The sequence below is a fragment of the Thalassoroseus pseudoceratinae genome, assembly GCF_011634775.1.
Classification (GTDB): Bacteria; Planctomycetota; Planctomycetia; order Planctomycetales; family Planctomycetaceae; genus Thalassoroseus; species Thalassoroseus pseudoceratinae.
Map to the genome: position 1 here is coordinate 106,498 of NZ_JAALXT010000005.1, position 16,415 is coordinate 122,912.

The 16,415-nt window shown below is 55.5% G+C and carries 11 protein-coding genes; 4 read left to right on the forward strand and 7 right to left on the reverse strand.

The genetic code is table 11. From position 1 onward, the window contains the following. Positions 1–80 precede the first annotated feature (80 nt). The 7 genes from G6R38_RS18250 to G6R38_RS18280 all read right to left on the reverse strand — a co-directional run bounded on the left by G6R38_RS18250 (position 81) and on the right by G6R38_RS18280 (position 12,208). Positions 81–3,293 (reverse strand): Gldg family protein, encoded by a 3,213-nt coding sequence (locus G6R38_RS18250; RefSeq protein ID WP_166829426.1) that lies wholly within the window; start codon positions 3,291–3,293, stop codon positions 81–83. An 85-nt stretch (positions 3,294–3,378) separates the two neighbouring features. After that, a complete protein-coding gene (locus tag G6R38_RS18255) occupies positions 3,379–4,107 on the reverse strand; it encodes an ABC transporter ATP-binding protein (RefSeq protein WP_166829429.1) in 729 nt (242 codons plus the stop codon). Positions 4,108–4,437: 330 nt separating this feature from the next. Beyond that, a complete protein-coding gene (locus G6R38_RS18260) occupies positions 4,438–6,804 on the reverse strand; it encodes a ZIP family metal transporter (RefSeq protein ID WP_166829433.1) in 2,367 nt (788 codons plus the stop codon). A gap of 194 nt (positions 6,805–6,998) precedes the next feature. Continuing rightward, the gene (locus tag G6R38_RS18265) at positions 6,999–7,865 is read right to left on the reverse strand and encodes an ABC transporter permease (RefSeq protein ID WP_166829437.1); all 867 of its coding nucleotides are present in this window, start codon (positions 7,863–7,865) and stop codon (positions 6,999–7,001) included. 104 nt (positions 7,866–7,969) lie between these two features. Continuing rightward, positions 7,970–8,686 carry a hypothetical protein gene (locus tag G6R38_RS18270; protein WP_166829440.1) on the reverse strand — a complete coding sequence of 239 codons (717 nt, stop codon included), beginning with the start codon at positions 8,684–8,686 and terminating at the stop codon, positions 7,970–7,972. Between the two features lie 396 nt (positions 8,687–9,082). Continuing rightward, the gene (locus G6R38_RS18275) at positions 9,083–10,996 is read right to left on the reverse strand and encodes a vWA domain-containing protein (RefSeq protein WP_206028633.1); all 1,914 of its coding nucleotides are present in this window, start codon (positions 10,994–10,996) and stop codon (positions 9,083–9,085) included. Between the two features lie 180 nt (positions 10,997–11,176). After that, entirely contained in the window at positions 11,177–12,208 is a 1,032-nt protein-coding gene (locus tag G6R38_RS18280) for a hypothetical protein (protein WP_166829443.1), read from the reverse strand. A 115-nt stretch (positions 12,209–12,323) separates the two neighbouring features. On the opposite strand from G6R38_RS18280, the gene G6R38_RS18285 reads away from it, so the two are divergent. The 4 genes from G6R38_RS18285 to G6R38_RS18300 all read left to right on the forward strand — a co-directional run bounded on the left by G6R38_RS18285 (position 12,324) and on the right by G6R38_RS18300 (position 16,414). After that, positions 12,324–12,983, forward strand: a complete 660-nt coding sequence (locus G6R38_RS18285; RefSeq protein WP_166829446.1) for an RNA polymerase sigma factor — start codon at positions 12,324–12,326, stop codon at positions 12,981–12,983. A 4-nt stretch (positions 12,984–12,987) separates the two neighbouring features. Then, complete coding sequence (locus tag G6R38_RS18290; RefSeq protein WP_166829449.1) at positions 12,988–14,235, forward strand: HEAT repeat domain-containing protein; 1,248 nt, start codon at positions 12,988–12,990, stop codon at positions 14,233–14,235. 47 nt (positions 14,236–14,282) lie between these two features. Then, entirely contained in the window at positions 14,283–15,587 is a 1,305-nt protein-coding gene (locus G6R38_RS18295) for a hypothetical protein (protein ID WP_166829452.1), read from the forward strand. 110 nt (positions 15,588–15,697) lie between these two features. Further along, entirely contained in the window at positions 15,698–16,414 is a 717-nt protein-coding gene (locus G6R38_RS18300; RefSeq protein ID WP_166829455.1) for a hypothetical protein, read from the forward strand. Position 16,415 lies beyond the last annotated feature (1 nt).

Genomic DNA, 16,415 nt, shown 5'->3' on the forward strand with positions numbered 1-16,415 from the left:
AGTCGCGTTGCGAACTGCACCACATAATGTTTGCCGATTCTGTGGGTGCGATCTGTGTGATCGTTCGCACCCAATGGAAATTACAGTCGCCGTCCGCTAGGGATGTCCTGTCGTTCGCCGATCACACGGAGACCGAGGAAAATCATCCCCACAAGAATCGGTGGCACCACAGACATCGCAATGGCGTACGCCCGGAAAATGTTCTCCGTTTCACGGATACGCCGCTGATAGTACGCGGTGATCCGACGTTGCTTAGCTTGCATCTCCTGATCGGCTTGCGCACTTGCGACCTGGACTTCCCGATTCGCGAAGGCTTCAATCCGAGCCAGCTCGTCTTCTTGTTCCAACTGCGAAAGATCGGCGTTGTTCTTGATCGATTCGCGTTGCTCCTCGAATTGCTTTTCGATGCGATCGATGGTTTTCTCGCGATCCTTCTGAGCTTTCGCTTCAGCGTCTTGCTCGGCCTTGCGAAGTTTCGCAACTTCCTTTTCGATCCGTGTCAGCGTCGGCTGTTTTGGCTTGCGACGGCGAATCGGAATCAACTCCTCGACGCCCGCCAACTCATCAACGGCGTTCAGCACGAACGTCACGTTATCGAACTGATACTCGGAATTCTCTCGGCGGAGTTGGAACAACCAATCGCCGATGATGTCGGTATCCGCCACGAAGATCGCGTTGATTTTGGAACCGACTTTCTTCGTGTCATCGTCTTTGGCTTTGCCTTTCACGCGGACCGCCAAACCATGCCAATGACCGTCGTCGAGAACGTAGTTCACCGAAGGCAATCCGCGTGACAAAATCGGATCGCGCGGATTCCGGAGAACCGTCATCGGACCCCGTTGCGACGGTGAAGCCACCTTCATGGTGTAGTCGTCCCACTTCAACACGCCGGACTGACCGCTCGTGGCGATGAGGTAATCCACCTCCACGTCTGTCCGTCCTTCCAACGGCACGACCGTTCCGGAATACGCCAGGAAGACTTGCTCCAAACCTTTCGTGATCTCGTTTTCCGAATTGAGTGAGTACTTGTGAGCGCGAGCATCGGCGAAAATGAATTCGGTCGGCAGGACCGCTTCCAAATTTCGCAGCGGATTATGTTGGTCCCAAACGAGCTCTCCCGACTTCCAACTGATGCCCAGCAAATCGAGCATCGGTTCGATTCGTCCGTACTGTGTCGGTGGTTGACCTTGTTGTGGCGGAGGCGGGGGGATGTTGGGAGACATTTGAATCACTGCCCGCTGACGCATGGCCAACCGTTCGCCGTCCGGACCCGATTCCATCTGGAAGATGGCTCGCGGTTGCACGAACATCGCCGGAACAGGGTCATCGAAAATTAACGTTGGTCCGCCGTTTTGCACCCATTCAGTCAGGTGATTCAACTCCGTCTGTTCCAGCATTGACGGCATGACAGCGATGATGACATCGTAACGTTTGCCATACACATTCAACACGGGTTCCGGTTTCGTGTCCTCTGGTTTGTCATCGGACTCTTCGTCCTCAGCCGCGTTTTCTTCTTCCGACTCGACTTCTTCAACATCCTTCTCAATGGTGTACTCACGATTGGTGGCCTCGTCGAGAATCACCCATTGTTCTCCGGCTTTTGTGACCGTTATTGTCGGCGAATCGGAAAACAGAATGTCGTTCTTGTCGAATTCCTGACGGATCGTTTCGTTGAGTTCTTTCTTGTCGAGCGACTTTGCCGCCTCGACTTCCAGAGTGAACAACTTCTTTCGATTGTCGATTTCCTGCGTCGTATCGACGGCTTCCACGTTGTATTGCTGACGAAGTTCTTCGATGATTCTCCAAGGGGGTGCGGAGCGTCCACCGGGGGCATTCGCCCCCATCAACTGAAGTTGGCTATCGACAATACCCACCGTCAGCCGCGTGGCGTTCGAGACGGTCGCCAAAGACCGGGTAATTTCGTATTCCAACGGCGTCGCACCATCACCCACAAATGGCAGGATGACGGTGTCGTAGCTGCTCTCAAAGACCAAGCCGAGGTACACATCACTTTCGCTGATGCGACCGTCTTTCATGGTTTGCACGTTGCGTGGCGTGATGCCAAATCGCTCGGCTTGCTCAACTTCCTCGCTGAACGGTTCGACGTCGATGAATTGCACGTCGATCTTGCTGCCACCTTCCTTGTCGATTTGACGAAGCAACCCGACAAGCTGTTTCTTGGCGGGTAGGTAGTCGCCGGGCACTTCCGGTGAGAGAAACGCCTGCACGATCACCGGGCGTTCGGCCTCGATATTCTCGATCACGTTCTCAGTGCCCTGACTGAGCGTGTAATACTTCTGCGGTGTGAGGTCCGCTCGCACGGCGGCCTGATAGCCGATGATGTTCAAACTGATGATCGCCACCGTGACGGCCACCGCTCGAACCGCGTATTGCAGTCCCATGCCCATCGATTGCCCACGACTCCACAGACGTTTGCGGATCACGATGTAATTCAGATACAGCATGATCGTGGCAAACGAGATGAAGTACAGCACCGATGAGAGCGGAATCATTCCGAGACTGAAGTCGCGAAGTTGTTCGCCCACGCTCAACGATTCCGCCAAATTCGGATCGGGGAAGAGGTAATTCGAACTGAGGTGGTACTCCAGATCACCGGAAATGCCAGGGATAAAGCGGTTCCAATCCCAGACGGCGAGCAAGCTGGTGTAAATCTCCGGCAGGTACACGGGGATCGCACAAACTGCCGCCCCGAGTAGGAACGCCACCGGCGTGCTACGAGTTAGCGAGGAGGCAAACAACCCCGCCGCCAACATCGCCAATCCCGCAAGCCAATACCCCAAATAGGTGGTGAAGAACAAACCAACCGACGGCGAACCAATCCACGCCAACATCACCCAAATCATCTTCGAGAACCCAAGCACCACGGTATAAACCGCGACGACGGCAAGATACTTGCCAATCAGGATTTCCCGGTCGGTTGAGGGAATTGTGAATAGCAGTTCGTCGGTGCCGAGTTTGCGTTCTTCGGACCACGCCGTCATCGTGATAGCGGGCACGATGAACAGAAGCAGTTGGGGAAACTGCGCGGAAAGTTGATCCAACGATGCCAAGTTATTCGCAAAGAATGTGGGATCAAATGCCAGCTGTGCGGCGACAAAACAGAAGGCAACAATGAAGAGATAGCCAATCACGCTCAGGAAATAACTCATCGTGTTTCGGAGAAACACGGCTCGCGTGACATGGCTTTTGACTAACAACATCAGCACAAAAACCACTGGCACCACAATCGCGGCGATCACCAGGGTTGAACTTAGGGTATAGAGCACGTTCATCGCAAACAAAACTCCGTCGGCGTATAACTTGGTCGGCGAAGAAAAGCAAAGAGAGCTTCCAACGGTGAGCAATCACAATCCGCGATCATGAAACAGTCAATTCGCGGAAGCGGGTTTCCATCGCGGCGGGAGCATCTCCCAAGTCCGCGGTCGGGCCGTCGAAAATGACTCGGCCATCATTGACCAACAGCACCCGAGAACACATCGCCTGAACTTCACTCAGAATGTGAGTCGACAACAATACAGTTTTCGACTCCGCCAAGCTGCGAATCAGTTCTCGCGCATCGTGGGTCTGATTCGGGTCGAGACCGCTGGTCGGTTCGTCGAGAATGAGAACCTGCGGGTCGTGCAACAAAGCCTGAGCCATCCCGACTCGTTGTCGGTACCCTTTGGAGAGCTTCGAGATCGGCTTCGACCACACAGACCGCAAACTGCACTTCTCGGTGACGAATTCTGTCCGGTCCCTCAATCGGCTGCCCGACATTCCCCGCACGAGTCCCATGTACTTCAAGAACGATTTTGGCGTCATCTCGGGGTAGAGTGGCCCATTCTCCGGAAGATAGCCAATCAGCTCGCTCGCTTGCGATCGTTGACGACCGACATCGAAACCACCAATGCGGGCGGTGCCCTCGGTGGGAGCAAGAAACCCCGTGATGAGTTTCATCGTCGTGGACTTGCCGGCTCCGTTCGGCCCCAGAAACGCGGCGATTTCCCCTTGGGGAACCTCGAAAGAGACATTCCGAACCGCGACAAAGGGACCGTAAAATTTCGAAAGCCCTTCCGCGGAGATCATCGCTGTCGATTCGCTCGTCATGGACATCCTCGATAAGCACTTAAGATCGTTGTGTCGTGATGTTCGGGCACCAAGGGCATTGCCAGTGCAATACTGTGTGTCGTTCGTTCGCGGTACCCAATCCCATAAAGGAGATGGCGAAGTTGGGAGATGCAAAAATCCCAAACCCGCACTCTTCTCTCAAGAACGTTTCCATCAATCTTTTCTTATTACGCCTTTCTTTACTGGGCGCGTTGGCGGAAGTCCAGGGACTACGAAAAAAAACCGGACGTTGTTCACGTCCGGTTGATTCGATTCAAAGGCAGGAAGAACGGGGTTTGCAGTCCTCGTTCTCCCGCACGTGATCATGAACTATTCGACCTCTTCTTCAACTGGCACGAGCACCTCAAGACCGTATTGCTCATCGAAACCACGAAGCCAAGTGGCGAGCAGGTCTCCCGCTTCGCTCGACGCCACCTGCTGCATGCCCTGAAGCCGAACACGTTCTTGCGGTTCGTCGGCTCGGAAGTTGATGAAGGCTTGCTGCAACGCTTCTCGTTCGGTGGGTCGCGTGTAATCTCGGGAATCGATCTTGGCGACATAAAACGCAGTCGCATCGGCATTTCGGGCCACCCCGACTTCGCCGGCTTCCAGGTCTTGGAAGACGGTCTCCATAAACGCCGGACCGGCTTTGGGAACCGCATCGAGTTGGCTAATTTGCGGGGGAGAGCCTTGCGGATTCCGCATGTTGAACGGGGCCGGTTCCATCCAAGCAAACGATCCGGTCGCCGTCACTTTGATCGGTTCTCCACCGAGCTTCACCTCAGCGAGAACGTCTTGCATGGCTTCGTCTTTGGCTTCGCGGACCTGCTTTGCCAGCGTTTCGGCTCGTTTCTCGGCAGGTTCCCGAGCTTCGATCGTTTTGAAGGCTTGAACAACTTGTTCCCGGATTTCCGTGAATTCCGGGATGCGTCCTTCGGAATCTTCGACTTTCCAGTAGACATATCGATTCCCGGTTTCGTTCCACTCGCGGGAAACCAACGGGCCAGGCAGACCGGGGAAACTTTGCGTGCGTTTCGTCGAATCAACCCCTTGATGTGGCATATACAACGTCGTTGGCGGGTCGCGGAAGATGCGTGCAATCACGACCGGACCTTCACGCCGAGTGATGCGAAGCTCTTTGTCGATGCCCTCGACGAACGAATCCACCTCTTCGACTTTGGGTTCAATCGCAAGCGAGAGGTTCTCGTATTGCGATTGCAACTGCCATGGCTGCAACAAAGGGGTTTCTTGATAGGTCAGTTGGTTCTTTTTCGCGAAGTCGCGAAGTTTAGTGGCGATGCCGTCGTGATCCGGTTCTTTGCCGGCGTCGATGGCCCGCGTGTACTCCTCTTGCAGGTCTTCCATGAAGTCGTCCGCCGCTTCCATGGCGGCATCCATTTCCCGTCGAGCCGCGATTGCTGCCTTCCGCTCGTTGATATCCGTCAGCGTGGCGTCGATTTGATCACGAACTTCCGACAGCGGCAGGAACGGTGGAACTTCCGCCATCGCGGGACCACCCGGACTTCCCTTGCCGGCACCACGTTCAGCAACGGCTGGACCGTTGAACGGCGTGGCACTTTCGGCCTGCTTGCTGGCACTTCGCGGGTTTCGGTAATTCGCCCGGTTCTCTTGGTAATACTCTTCGATTTGTTCGTCAGTGACAGGGTCCGCTTTGCCAACGAACTCGTCGTATTTGGCTTCCAGATAGGCCAATTTCACACTTCGCAGCCGACCGAATTTTGGTTCGGGCGTCATCAATTCAACGGGCTCGACCCAACCAAGATCGTCATCGAAATAGCCTCGTCGGAATTGATTTTTGTACTGCTCGTACAGCGTCATCAACCGTTCGTCTGTCGGTGCATCTACCGATTTCGTGAACGCGGAGACCGGAACTTCAGCCACCGTCATTGTTTGCATGACGGCCATTCGTTTGTAGTAATCCCACAACTGAGCGGGGGTGATTTGTGGTTCCGGTTGAATCAAACTGGCGTACAATTTCGCCTTGATTTGGTATCGCAAAATGTCGAATAGGTCTTCATCGCTGATTTTGAGCTGTTTTCTCGCAGCGATAAAATCCTCGCGAATCTTCTTGCCAAAGTTGCGGGAAAGATACTCTGCGACCGCAGAATCCGAGATCCGAATGCCCACCTCGTCGGCTTCCTGAGCCATCACGAATTGGCGACCGACTTCGCGTCGTTCCTCGATGGGTGTCAAACCGTTGATCGGGCCGAACCCGAGGCTGCGAACCATTTGCTCCCATTGCTGAGCTGGAATTTGCTCACCGGGACGGCCATAAACCTCCTCGGCCATAATCATCATGAATTGATTGGCAATTCGGCGGTTTGCAATTCGTTCTTGGAGTTCGATCTCGTCGAGCGTCCCGACGGATGAAGACACCGCATACTGTTTGCCCAGCAGGGTCGGCAGGAAGAATGCAAACAACAAACCGACACCGGCCCCGACGGCCGCAAAAGTCGATCCCTTGCCTTGAGACGATCCGAACACCCAGAAAATCAACGCTCCCGCCGCCATTGCGAGGGCGAATGGCAAGTAGGTGAGCAGCGAACCGCCACCACCCTGGCCGTTCGGCAACGCATCGGCAATGATAAACGCGAACATGGCCAAGGCGGTGAGCCCTGCCATCATGATTTTGTTGGTTCGACTGCCACTGCGAAAGAAGCGGAAGGGTGAACTCATCCTGTGTTCCCTCTCGACGAACCGGACGAACCGGATTCCGTGGATAAAGTGAGATCGACAACGGGCAATCATCCACAGATCATGCGAATTGCGTGGACGAACCGCCCCATTCTCCAAAACGTGATTGTAGCTGCGTTTGCAGATGAAACAAGGGACACGCAGAGCCTAGAAACGGCTAGCCCGATGTGAGGAATTTAACTGCTCGCACTGCGATAGCTTTTGAGTGCCCGATGAAACACCCAACGCGAGACAATCAAGCCAAAGATCGAAGCCCCGAACGCAAGTGCCGTCAGCCAGCTCGGCGTAATTGCTTTCGAGAGCAGCACACGAGCGGGAATGGTGACAACAAGCAAAATCGGAACCACATACGTGAACGAGGTTTGCAGCACATCGCCGGCTGTCCAGTTGGCGGTATTGGAGGGGGTGTCACCGTTCGGCCCGCTGCCGTAGATGCTGCGAGGATACCGGGCGAACACGGTCAGGTAGAACCAGAAATCGTACAGACTTTGGTTGCGTCCCAACCAAATGCTCGTGCTGGCGAGGATGATCATCAAGCTGTAAAAGAACGCGACACCGTTCGCAATTAGCAACACATACAACACGATTTCCGTCACACCGATCGGTTGCGGCAAGTCACCTTTTTGGTCCATCAGAATGATGGAATACACGAGCAGGGCAATCGCGAGACCAATCTGCCCGAGCATGGCGATGTTGATTTTCTCAAAACTGATCAGAAATTGCGTATCGATCGGTTTGAGGAGCGCGAAATCCAGATTGCCGGTGCGGATGAGTTCGCTGAAGTTCGCACAATTCGGCATGAAGAAGGTTTCAACGATCGCGTTGATCAGCATCCCCGTCGCCATGAAGGCGTAGTATTGCTCACGGGTCCAATCGTTGATCGTCGTGACTTGGCCATAGATGATTTCGAAGAGCGCCAATTGAGCCACGAACCAAAACGCCCGCGTGATCAGTGTGATCACAAAGTTCCCACGGAAGGACATCTCCCGCAGTAACGAATTCTTGAAGAACGTCCAATAGACGGAACCGTAGTGTGGATGCATGCGGGGATTATCGCGGGCGGGCTTGGGAGCGTCAAGAATGTGAGGGGTGAGGCGTGGAGCGTGAGGCGACGCAAGCGGAATTCCCTGCCAACTCCAAAAACATCTTACTCCTCACGCCTCATCCGCCAAAATCTCGGTGCTCCACGGCGTTCACGGACGAGTGAAAGATACGGTTCCAACCGTTCTAACTGTTCCTCGTCGTCGGCTCGTGGTTGGTTCGATTGTAGTCGCCGCAAACTGCGGTTGTAGTCTTCGATGGCAGTCGCTTGCTGTTCCGGATTCCAGCGGTGCCAGGGAATTTCCTCAGTATGAGCGGCGAACCAATCGTAAGCGGCATTCCGACTGCCGGTGGTTCGCCAACCGTGATACTGCGACCACAGACTCCCCGGAATGTACGCCAATCCGCCGTTTTGATACTGCCAGACGTGCCCGATTTCGTGAATCAACACGTACAGTCCGTTTTCGCTGAGATCCAAAGAATCGTCGACGAAATGGCCCCAGTCCGATTTCAAATGAACCGTATGCCGCACGCCCTTCGGTGCTCCGACGGAGATCAAACCGTCTCGCGTGACTCGAACTTTGGCGAGGTCTACGCTGTCATGGAAGATCTCGCGGGCGTATTCGGTTTCGAAGTCGGTCAGTTTGCGACGGGCGGTGATAAGACGATCACCAACCGCCGTGCCGCCGACCAATCCGACCGCCCCCGCCGTCACACTTCCCGCGATACCCGCCAGCATTCCCCCCGCGATCGTGGCTCCGGTTCCCAGACCGGCACCCGATGTGAGACCGAAGAACACCGAACGGCGTGTGGGGCTGGGCATTGATTTTGTAAGGGGTCAGGAGTGAGGTGTGAGGCGACGCAAACGGAAATCGTTCTCGGGGATTGTCATTCGAAAAACTTCGGGTTGGGTACCACTGACTTTACCAGTGAAAACCACCATTGGACATCAACTCGTGAAGCACTGGCAGACCCAGTGGCACCCGAACGTTCTGGTCTCACAAACCACGAGTTTGCTTGCTTCGTTTGATCTTCGTCCGAAGCCTCGCGGACGTCAAGAATCACAAGAGACTTAATGATCGGAAGGCTTAACAAAGCCGCCGGTCACCAACGACAGATCCGTGCGTGGGAAAGTTGTGAGGAGACGCAAGGCGAAATCGCCTCACGTCCCCTCGCCTTAATCCTCACGTTATCACACGAGACCTCATCACACCATCACCTACTCGCCTGCGAGTTGCTGGGCTTTCTTGGCCAACTCGACGAATTCGCTGCGGTAGCCGTTCACGTCGGCACCGGCGTTGTGGGCGGCTCGGTTGATGACGTGTTCGTAGTGAGCTTCCTTAGCGTACTCGGATTTTCGCAGCAACAACCCGAACTCTGCGACCGCGGCGGCGAACTGGAAATCTCCGCTGGCTTCGTCGAAGGTTTGGCCGTTATCGGTGAACGGTTCGCGGAACTCGGTGCTGGTGTCGCCTTCGGGTTCTTTGTACCGTAGCCGGACGGTCAACATTTCTTTGCTCGCATTCTCGTCTTCATCGGCAGCTGGCTTTGGAGCTTCCGCAACGGCCGGTTTCGCCGTCGCATATTTGGACGGATCGACGGGCTTCTTCGGCACATCCATTCCGGCGGGCACGATCTCGTAGAGAGCCGTCACGCTATGACCGGCACCGATTTCGCCCGCGTCTTTCTTGTCATCTTTGAAATCCTCGGCCTTGAGCATCCGATTTTCATAACCGATCAGCCGATACGCACCGACGACGTTCGGGTTGAAGTCGACTTGAATTTTTACGTCCTTGGCGATCGTCACCAGCGTGCCGCTCATCTGGTCGATGAAGACTTTCTTCGCTTCTTTTTCGGTGTCGATGTAACTGTAATTCCCGTTGCCCGCGTTGGTGAGTTCTTCCATCACGGCGTCTTTGTAATTGCCGACGCCGAAACCAGCGATGCTGAGGAAGATATCCGACTTAGCCTTCTTCTTGATCATCTCAACCAACTCGCTGCGGTTGGTCACGCCGACGTTGAAATCACCGTCGGTGCAGAGAATCACACGGTTCGTGCCACCCGGAATTTGATTTTGACTGGCTTGTTCGTAGGCGAGTTGAATCCCGGCCGCTCCGGCGGTGGAACCACCCGCTCGCAGACCATCAAGAGCCGCCAGAATCGTGGCTTTCTCGTCGCAGGCTGTCGACTGCAACACGACCCGCGTGCCGCTAGCATAGACCACGAGAGCGACATGGTCGTCGGCTCCGAGTTGTTCCACGAGTTTCGATAATGCCGACTTCAACAAAGGCAACTTGTTGCTGCTACGCATCGAACCGGACACATCAACGAGAAACACCAGGTTGCTCGGCGGACGTTGGTCGCGTTCGATTTCCCGACCTTTCAGACCGATGCGAACCAAACGGTGATCCGGTGCCCACGCACATCCCGCCGATTCCACATGCACCGCGAACGGAGCTTTGCCATCGGTTGGCGGTGTGTAATCGTAACTGAAATAATTGACCATCTCCTCGATCCGCACCGCTCCCGCCGGAGGAATGCGACCTTGGTTCAACATCCGACGAACGTTGCTGTAAGAGGCGGTATCGACATCAATTGAAAACGTCGAAAGCGGGTCGCGTTCGACAAGTTTGAATGGATTTTCGGTGATGGAGTCGTAGGCTTCCGTATTGTGTTGCACAAGTGGTTCAGCGGAATCCGCTGGGGGTACCCGACCGAATCCATCAGCCTCGCCCCCGGGTAACGGTTGCACCGCAATTCCACGAGCGAGCCCCAAACTTTCGTTCGACTGCATGCGCCGCACGCTTTTCGACCGGGCAACCGATGCGCTCGGCTGACCGGGTTCACGGAATGGGTGTGCGAGATCGGAGACAGGATGATTGGTCGCAGCCGGTGCTTCCGCGCCTTCCATTGCCGCTTCCATCGGGGCCTCTTCATACTCGGCCATCGGCATCTCTCTGTCGGCGGGGGCGGAAACCGTTTCGGCGCTGCCCGCCTCTTCGTCTGCGGTCGCTTGTTGTTTCAACGCCTGAGCGTCGCCGGATTCGTTTTGGCCGCAACCGGTGATCATCGCGCAGCAGGCCAAAAGCATGGCCACGTGAGTCATCGATGTCTTGAGAAGTGACATCTTCATCGCAAACCCTCCTCGAATGTGGGTCATCAAAGACCGCCGGGACGGAGGGCGATGGCGGCGGCCAATTGGGATCGAAAGCCCGTCGGATTACAAACCAGAATGGACGCCCTCACCCACTGTGATGCGCCCACTCAATCGAAAATTCCCGATACTTCCCGAAAGTTTGAGATTCCTCTGAGCTTATTTCGAACGTCGTCCTTGAATGACCTTCAACTCGCCGTCAGCGTCGTAGTATTTGGCTTCAATCGTTTGGAAGGTTTTCAGGTCAATCAGCGTCCACATATTCGGGTAGGTCACGTTCGAGTTGGAGGACAACAATCGCCATTCGAGTTCCGCGACCTGCTCGTCTTTCGTAAGCACTTCGATCTGAAAATTTGCGAAAATCTCGTCGGGGGTGGCGTAGACCGGAATCGGTGATGCGGGAAACGGAAGTGGAATCACGTCCGGTGTGGCCGAAATCGTTTCGGCGGACGCGAGAACAATTTGTCCCTGTTGGAATAATCTGGGCCCGAAGCGAGGGTCGTAGCGTGGCTTCCGAATTGCATTCGGTTCGTCATCTTGGAATGAAGCAAAGAACGACATCTGTTTTCGCTGATGTTCAGCCCAGCTTTCCAGAATGTCTCGCACTCGTGGATCGACCGCTGGTTTCTTCGGGATCGGTTTGGCGTTCGCAGCCGCCACACGGAGCAAACGGGGTTCGTTCTCGGCGACCATCACCGGACGGGAATCGCTCACGCCCGGCGTGAGTGGACTGGCATCGCTGCGCCAGCGGCAGACGACGTTCATCGACTGTTTTTTCGGTTGGCCAGCCAAATCGAAGAACTCCACACCGACCGGCAGCGGATTGTCGGCGAGAAAGACCACTTCCACCCGACCGTAAAACAGACTTTCCACCGAATCGGTCGGTTCCGCAGATAGGCGAACGGCGTCGTCATCAGCCGAAACGCAACTCCACTGGAAGCGTTCGGTCAATTGATTGGCATCGACCGGCCCGCTGAACGTCAGGACGGCGTCGATTTCATGAGCGGAATGTTCCGGTCCGCCGACTCGCAATAGATGCTCGCGGTCCAACCGACCGGGCTCACGGGTCTCGGCGGCGGCTTGCTCCCACTTCGAGAGGATCGCTTGAACGGTCGAGGTGTCGTCCGCGAAGACCAATCCCGTCGGTATCAGGAACACGGCGAGTAAGTTTGCGGAAATCCATTTTCGCATGAGAACACCTGGAGGCAAAGCCGAGGCAAACTTGGCAAGATAGGGCGTGATTCGTTTTCCCGGTCCGATCCCTGGACGGAAAATCGAGCGGCGGGAGTGTAGCGATGATCCCCAAATGCGCGAATGGCACTTTTTCTCTCAAGTTCTGGAATTCGGTTTTGAGTTTGCCGATGTTTCGCCGTCCAACTTGCAGAACACGTCCACAATCACGCCGTCGGTCAACATCGACGGAACCTCCGGAGCGATCATGAGCGAGCCAGCGTCAGCCCGCGAATTCGATCGTCTGGTGCAATCTCATTTGGAGGCCACGTTGCGAATGGCCATTCGACTCACCGGCAACCTTCACACTGCGGAGGATGTCGTGCAGGAATCACTTGTGAAGGCGGCGAGACATTGGCAATCGTTTCGGCGGGACGCTTCGTTTCGCACCTGGCTCTATCGGATTGTGATTAACACGCTTCACGACTTCCGCACCGCCGAGGGCCGACGCCAACCGGTTTCGCAACCCATGAACTCAACGCCGATCGACCACACGCGATCCGGCCCAGACCATCGCATCTTGCAAGAGGAACTCGCCGACATGGTGGCTCAACGGGTCTCTGCATTGCCGCCCCGACAACGCGAAGTCTTGGTGCTCACCGCTTATGAAGGCCTGTCAATCGCTGAAACCGCCGCCACGTTGGAGTTGTCTGAAGCGAACGTGCATTCCACGTTGCACATTGCTCGGAATCGACTACGTGAAGAATTAAGGCCGTATCTCCAAGAGAAAGCCTAACACCATGAACACCAATTCCTCCGAAGATTTTGAATCACGGCCTCCGACCGAACCCGATCCGTTGGATGATCTACTCGCCGAGGCTCGTTGGCCGGAACCAACGCCGCTGGTGGAAGAACGACTCCAACGCCGTTGGCAGGAACTTCGACCACGGGAAAGGCAGTTCGATCGTCGTTGGGTGATCGCGGCCGCTGCGGTAGTCTTGATCAGTGTGATGTGGTTGGCTCGGTCTCATTGGAACGCAGCCGATCCTATCCGGATGCCGATTGCCGTCCCCGATACACCATCGGTCCCGATGCCGATTCCAACGCCGCTACCGAAAACAACACCGGAAAGCGTGCAATCCGCGACGGTCCGACCGCCCCAGTTTTCGACCAGTCGCCCACCGCGTGCGATCGAAATGGCGGTTTTGAATCGGCCAGATCAAACCGAGAAGAAACCCCGTCCGAAACGACGGAAACGACCAAAACGACCAACGGACCTGTTGATCACAGCGGTGAATCAATTGGAACGCCACCCCGGAGCCGTTATTGCCGAGAAGCCGGAAACGACGGCGCGTCATCGCCGCCATCTTGAAACTCGTTTGCTGACCCTAATTCCCCGAAGTTCGCCCGCTCAACAACGCACGTTGTTCCGGTTGCTCAATACGGTGGTGTCGTCTCAATCGACATCGCTCTTGGTGGCCTGCCGGAATCGACCGGACCTGCATTCGATCGTCGAACCGATGCTCCTGCGGGTGGCTGATGCCAGTACGTTGTATCGGATGTCCCAAACGGAGTTCACGTCCGCACGGCAGCGGAATTCTTTGGAAAAGTTGCTAATCCACACCGACCCGCAGGCCGTGGAATTCTTTCTGCAAGCGGTGATGTCTCCGCAAACGCGACGAACAGCTTTGGAAGTCGCTGGGACAACTCGGAACCCTCCGACGGCGGCGTTGTTCCAGGCGTTGAACCATCGACAAACGGACGTCCGCACGATGGCTGCGTTGGTGCTCGGTCGTGTCCTCGACGACACCGTGACTCCCCGGTTGGTGCAGTGGATTCACCTCGATCCAAGCCGTCAGGAACTTTGGCTCGCCTTGCTGGAACGTCCCGATCCGCAGATCAAACCGTTCATCGCCCGAGCGTGTCGATCACGCAAAGTCTTTGCGACCGTCTCGTCTGCGGACCTCATGCGGCAAGCCTTTCAAATGCCGACAACTAAGCCCATTTCGATTTCGCCTCGTCAGTTCCGCCCAGTTCGCTCGAGTTAGATCGTTCGCCCGAGTTTGAAATTTCCTCCTAGTCAAAAGGATCACCCATGCGATTTCCCAAGATGACCATCCTCGGTGCACTTGCTGCCTGTCTCGCTCTGTGCGTTGACACCGCGATTGCTCAAAAGACCAATGAGAACCCGAACTCCGCGAAAGAAGCCGGGACTTCCGACCCATTCGGTGGCGGAAATACGACGGAATCTGTGGACGACGTCTCGATCGTTCGCGTTTACAACGTCTCCGACTTGATCGCAACGCCGCCGAATTACCCCTACCAACCTGGACTGCCAACGACCGCCGAACCAGCCGCAACCTCTGTTTTGGGCGGTGCCGGTCTTGGCGGTGGTCTTGGCGGAGGCGGTGGTGGTTTTGGCGGGAGTGGTCAAGGCGGCGGTGGCGGAGCAGGGTTCTTTGCAGTGCCCACGACTGGTTCCCCATCAGATGCGGTGGCGACGGTCCACCATCAAATGGGCGGCGGTGGCGGTTTCGCTGGTCCTCCCGTCGACAACAGCGAAATGCTGCTCAATGAACTTGTCGATCTTCTCATGGAGACAGTCGGTTCCAATTGGGGTGGTGACGATTCCAATGGTTGGCAATACGACATCCGACTGTTCAAGCAGATGCTTGTCGTTCGTCAGACAAACGAAGTTCACAAGCAAATCGAAGCCTTCCTGAAAGACCTCCGAAAACAGAGCGGTTCTAGTACGATGCTCACCGTTCAAGTCCACTGGGTTCCGATCGAATCCGGTCAAACGTTGGCAGACTTCCAAGAAGCAACCCAGTCACGGACACCGTCCACGAACCCCGAAGATCAGACAATCGCCAGAGATTTCATCGACGAGCATCTTGCAAGAGCCAGCTACCAAGGACAGATCACCTGTCATAACGGGCAAACGGTGCATTTGACATCGGGAGCGCGGCGAATGGTCATTCGCGGTGCGACTCCCAGTGTCGGTTTTGGCTCCGCTGCTTACACCCCGGAAGTGACGTACCCGCATATCGGCACGATTGTGCAAGTCAAACCGTCGCTGAACGCCGAGCAAAACACCGTTTCGCTGGACATCTGGAGCACCGTCACGGGATGGGACGAGCCGGGCGAACCGGTTCAAATCGCAGCCGAGTTCAACCGCGTCAAAAGTGACCAAGGCGAAACCGGCGGCGGCAAAGCTCAAGCTGTGATCGATCGCATCAACATGCCGACACAACACCTTGCCACATCCATCCGCGTGCCGCTCGATACGCCCACGATCGTCGGCACATTGACGACCAACCAATCAGCCGACACCGGCGAAAAGTCTTCGAGCAAGCAATTGGTGATGGTAGTGCACGTTACCGCTAACGAAACGAATTAGACCGCAGCTCGGGTTGACGAAACCTATTCGGTTGCGGTGCACACGCAGAGCCGGTTCAATGGGGAGAAACCAAATTCGTGTTTCTCTCCTTTTTGATTTGTGAGCCTTCCGTGAGCACTCGACGTCGAATCTCAATCGCTACGATTGCAATCCTCTGCAACCTGACCGCATACACGCTCTACGCCGATGACGGTCGCGGGGAAGCCAAAGCCGCTGAACCACCCCAATCCGTTCACGGCTTGCCACTCGTTTATCAAACCGATTTCAGTGACAATGCCGACGATTGGAAACCCACCGACGCGAAGGCTTGGAAGCTCGAAAAGAACGACAACCGCTCGGTGTTCGCACTGACCAAGAAAAGGAGCGACTACAATCCCAAAGTCCGTTCGCCTTTCAACCAAGCCATTCTTCAGTCGCCAACTGTGACGGATTTTATCTTGGACGTGCAACTCAAGTCGACCGAACCCGACTACAATCACCGAAGTCTCTGCCTATTCTTCGGACACCAGGACGCGTCACATTTCTACTATGTGCACTTTGGCAAAAAGACGGACGACCACGCGAATCAAATTTTCATCGTCAACGACGCTCCGCGGACGAAAATCTCCACCAAAACCACACCAGGAACCAACTGGGATGACGAGTGGCATCACGCGAGAATCGTGCGAGATGTTGAAAGCGGTTCGATCAAGGTCTATTTCGACGACATGGACGAACCCGTCATGACGGCTACCGACAAAACATTCAAGCACGGCAAAGTCGGCATCGGTTCCTTCGACGATCGCGGCGTGTTTAGTCGGGTATTGCTCTACGGCACTAAAAAGTAGC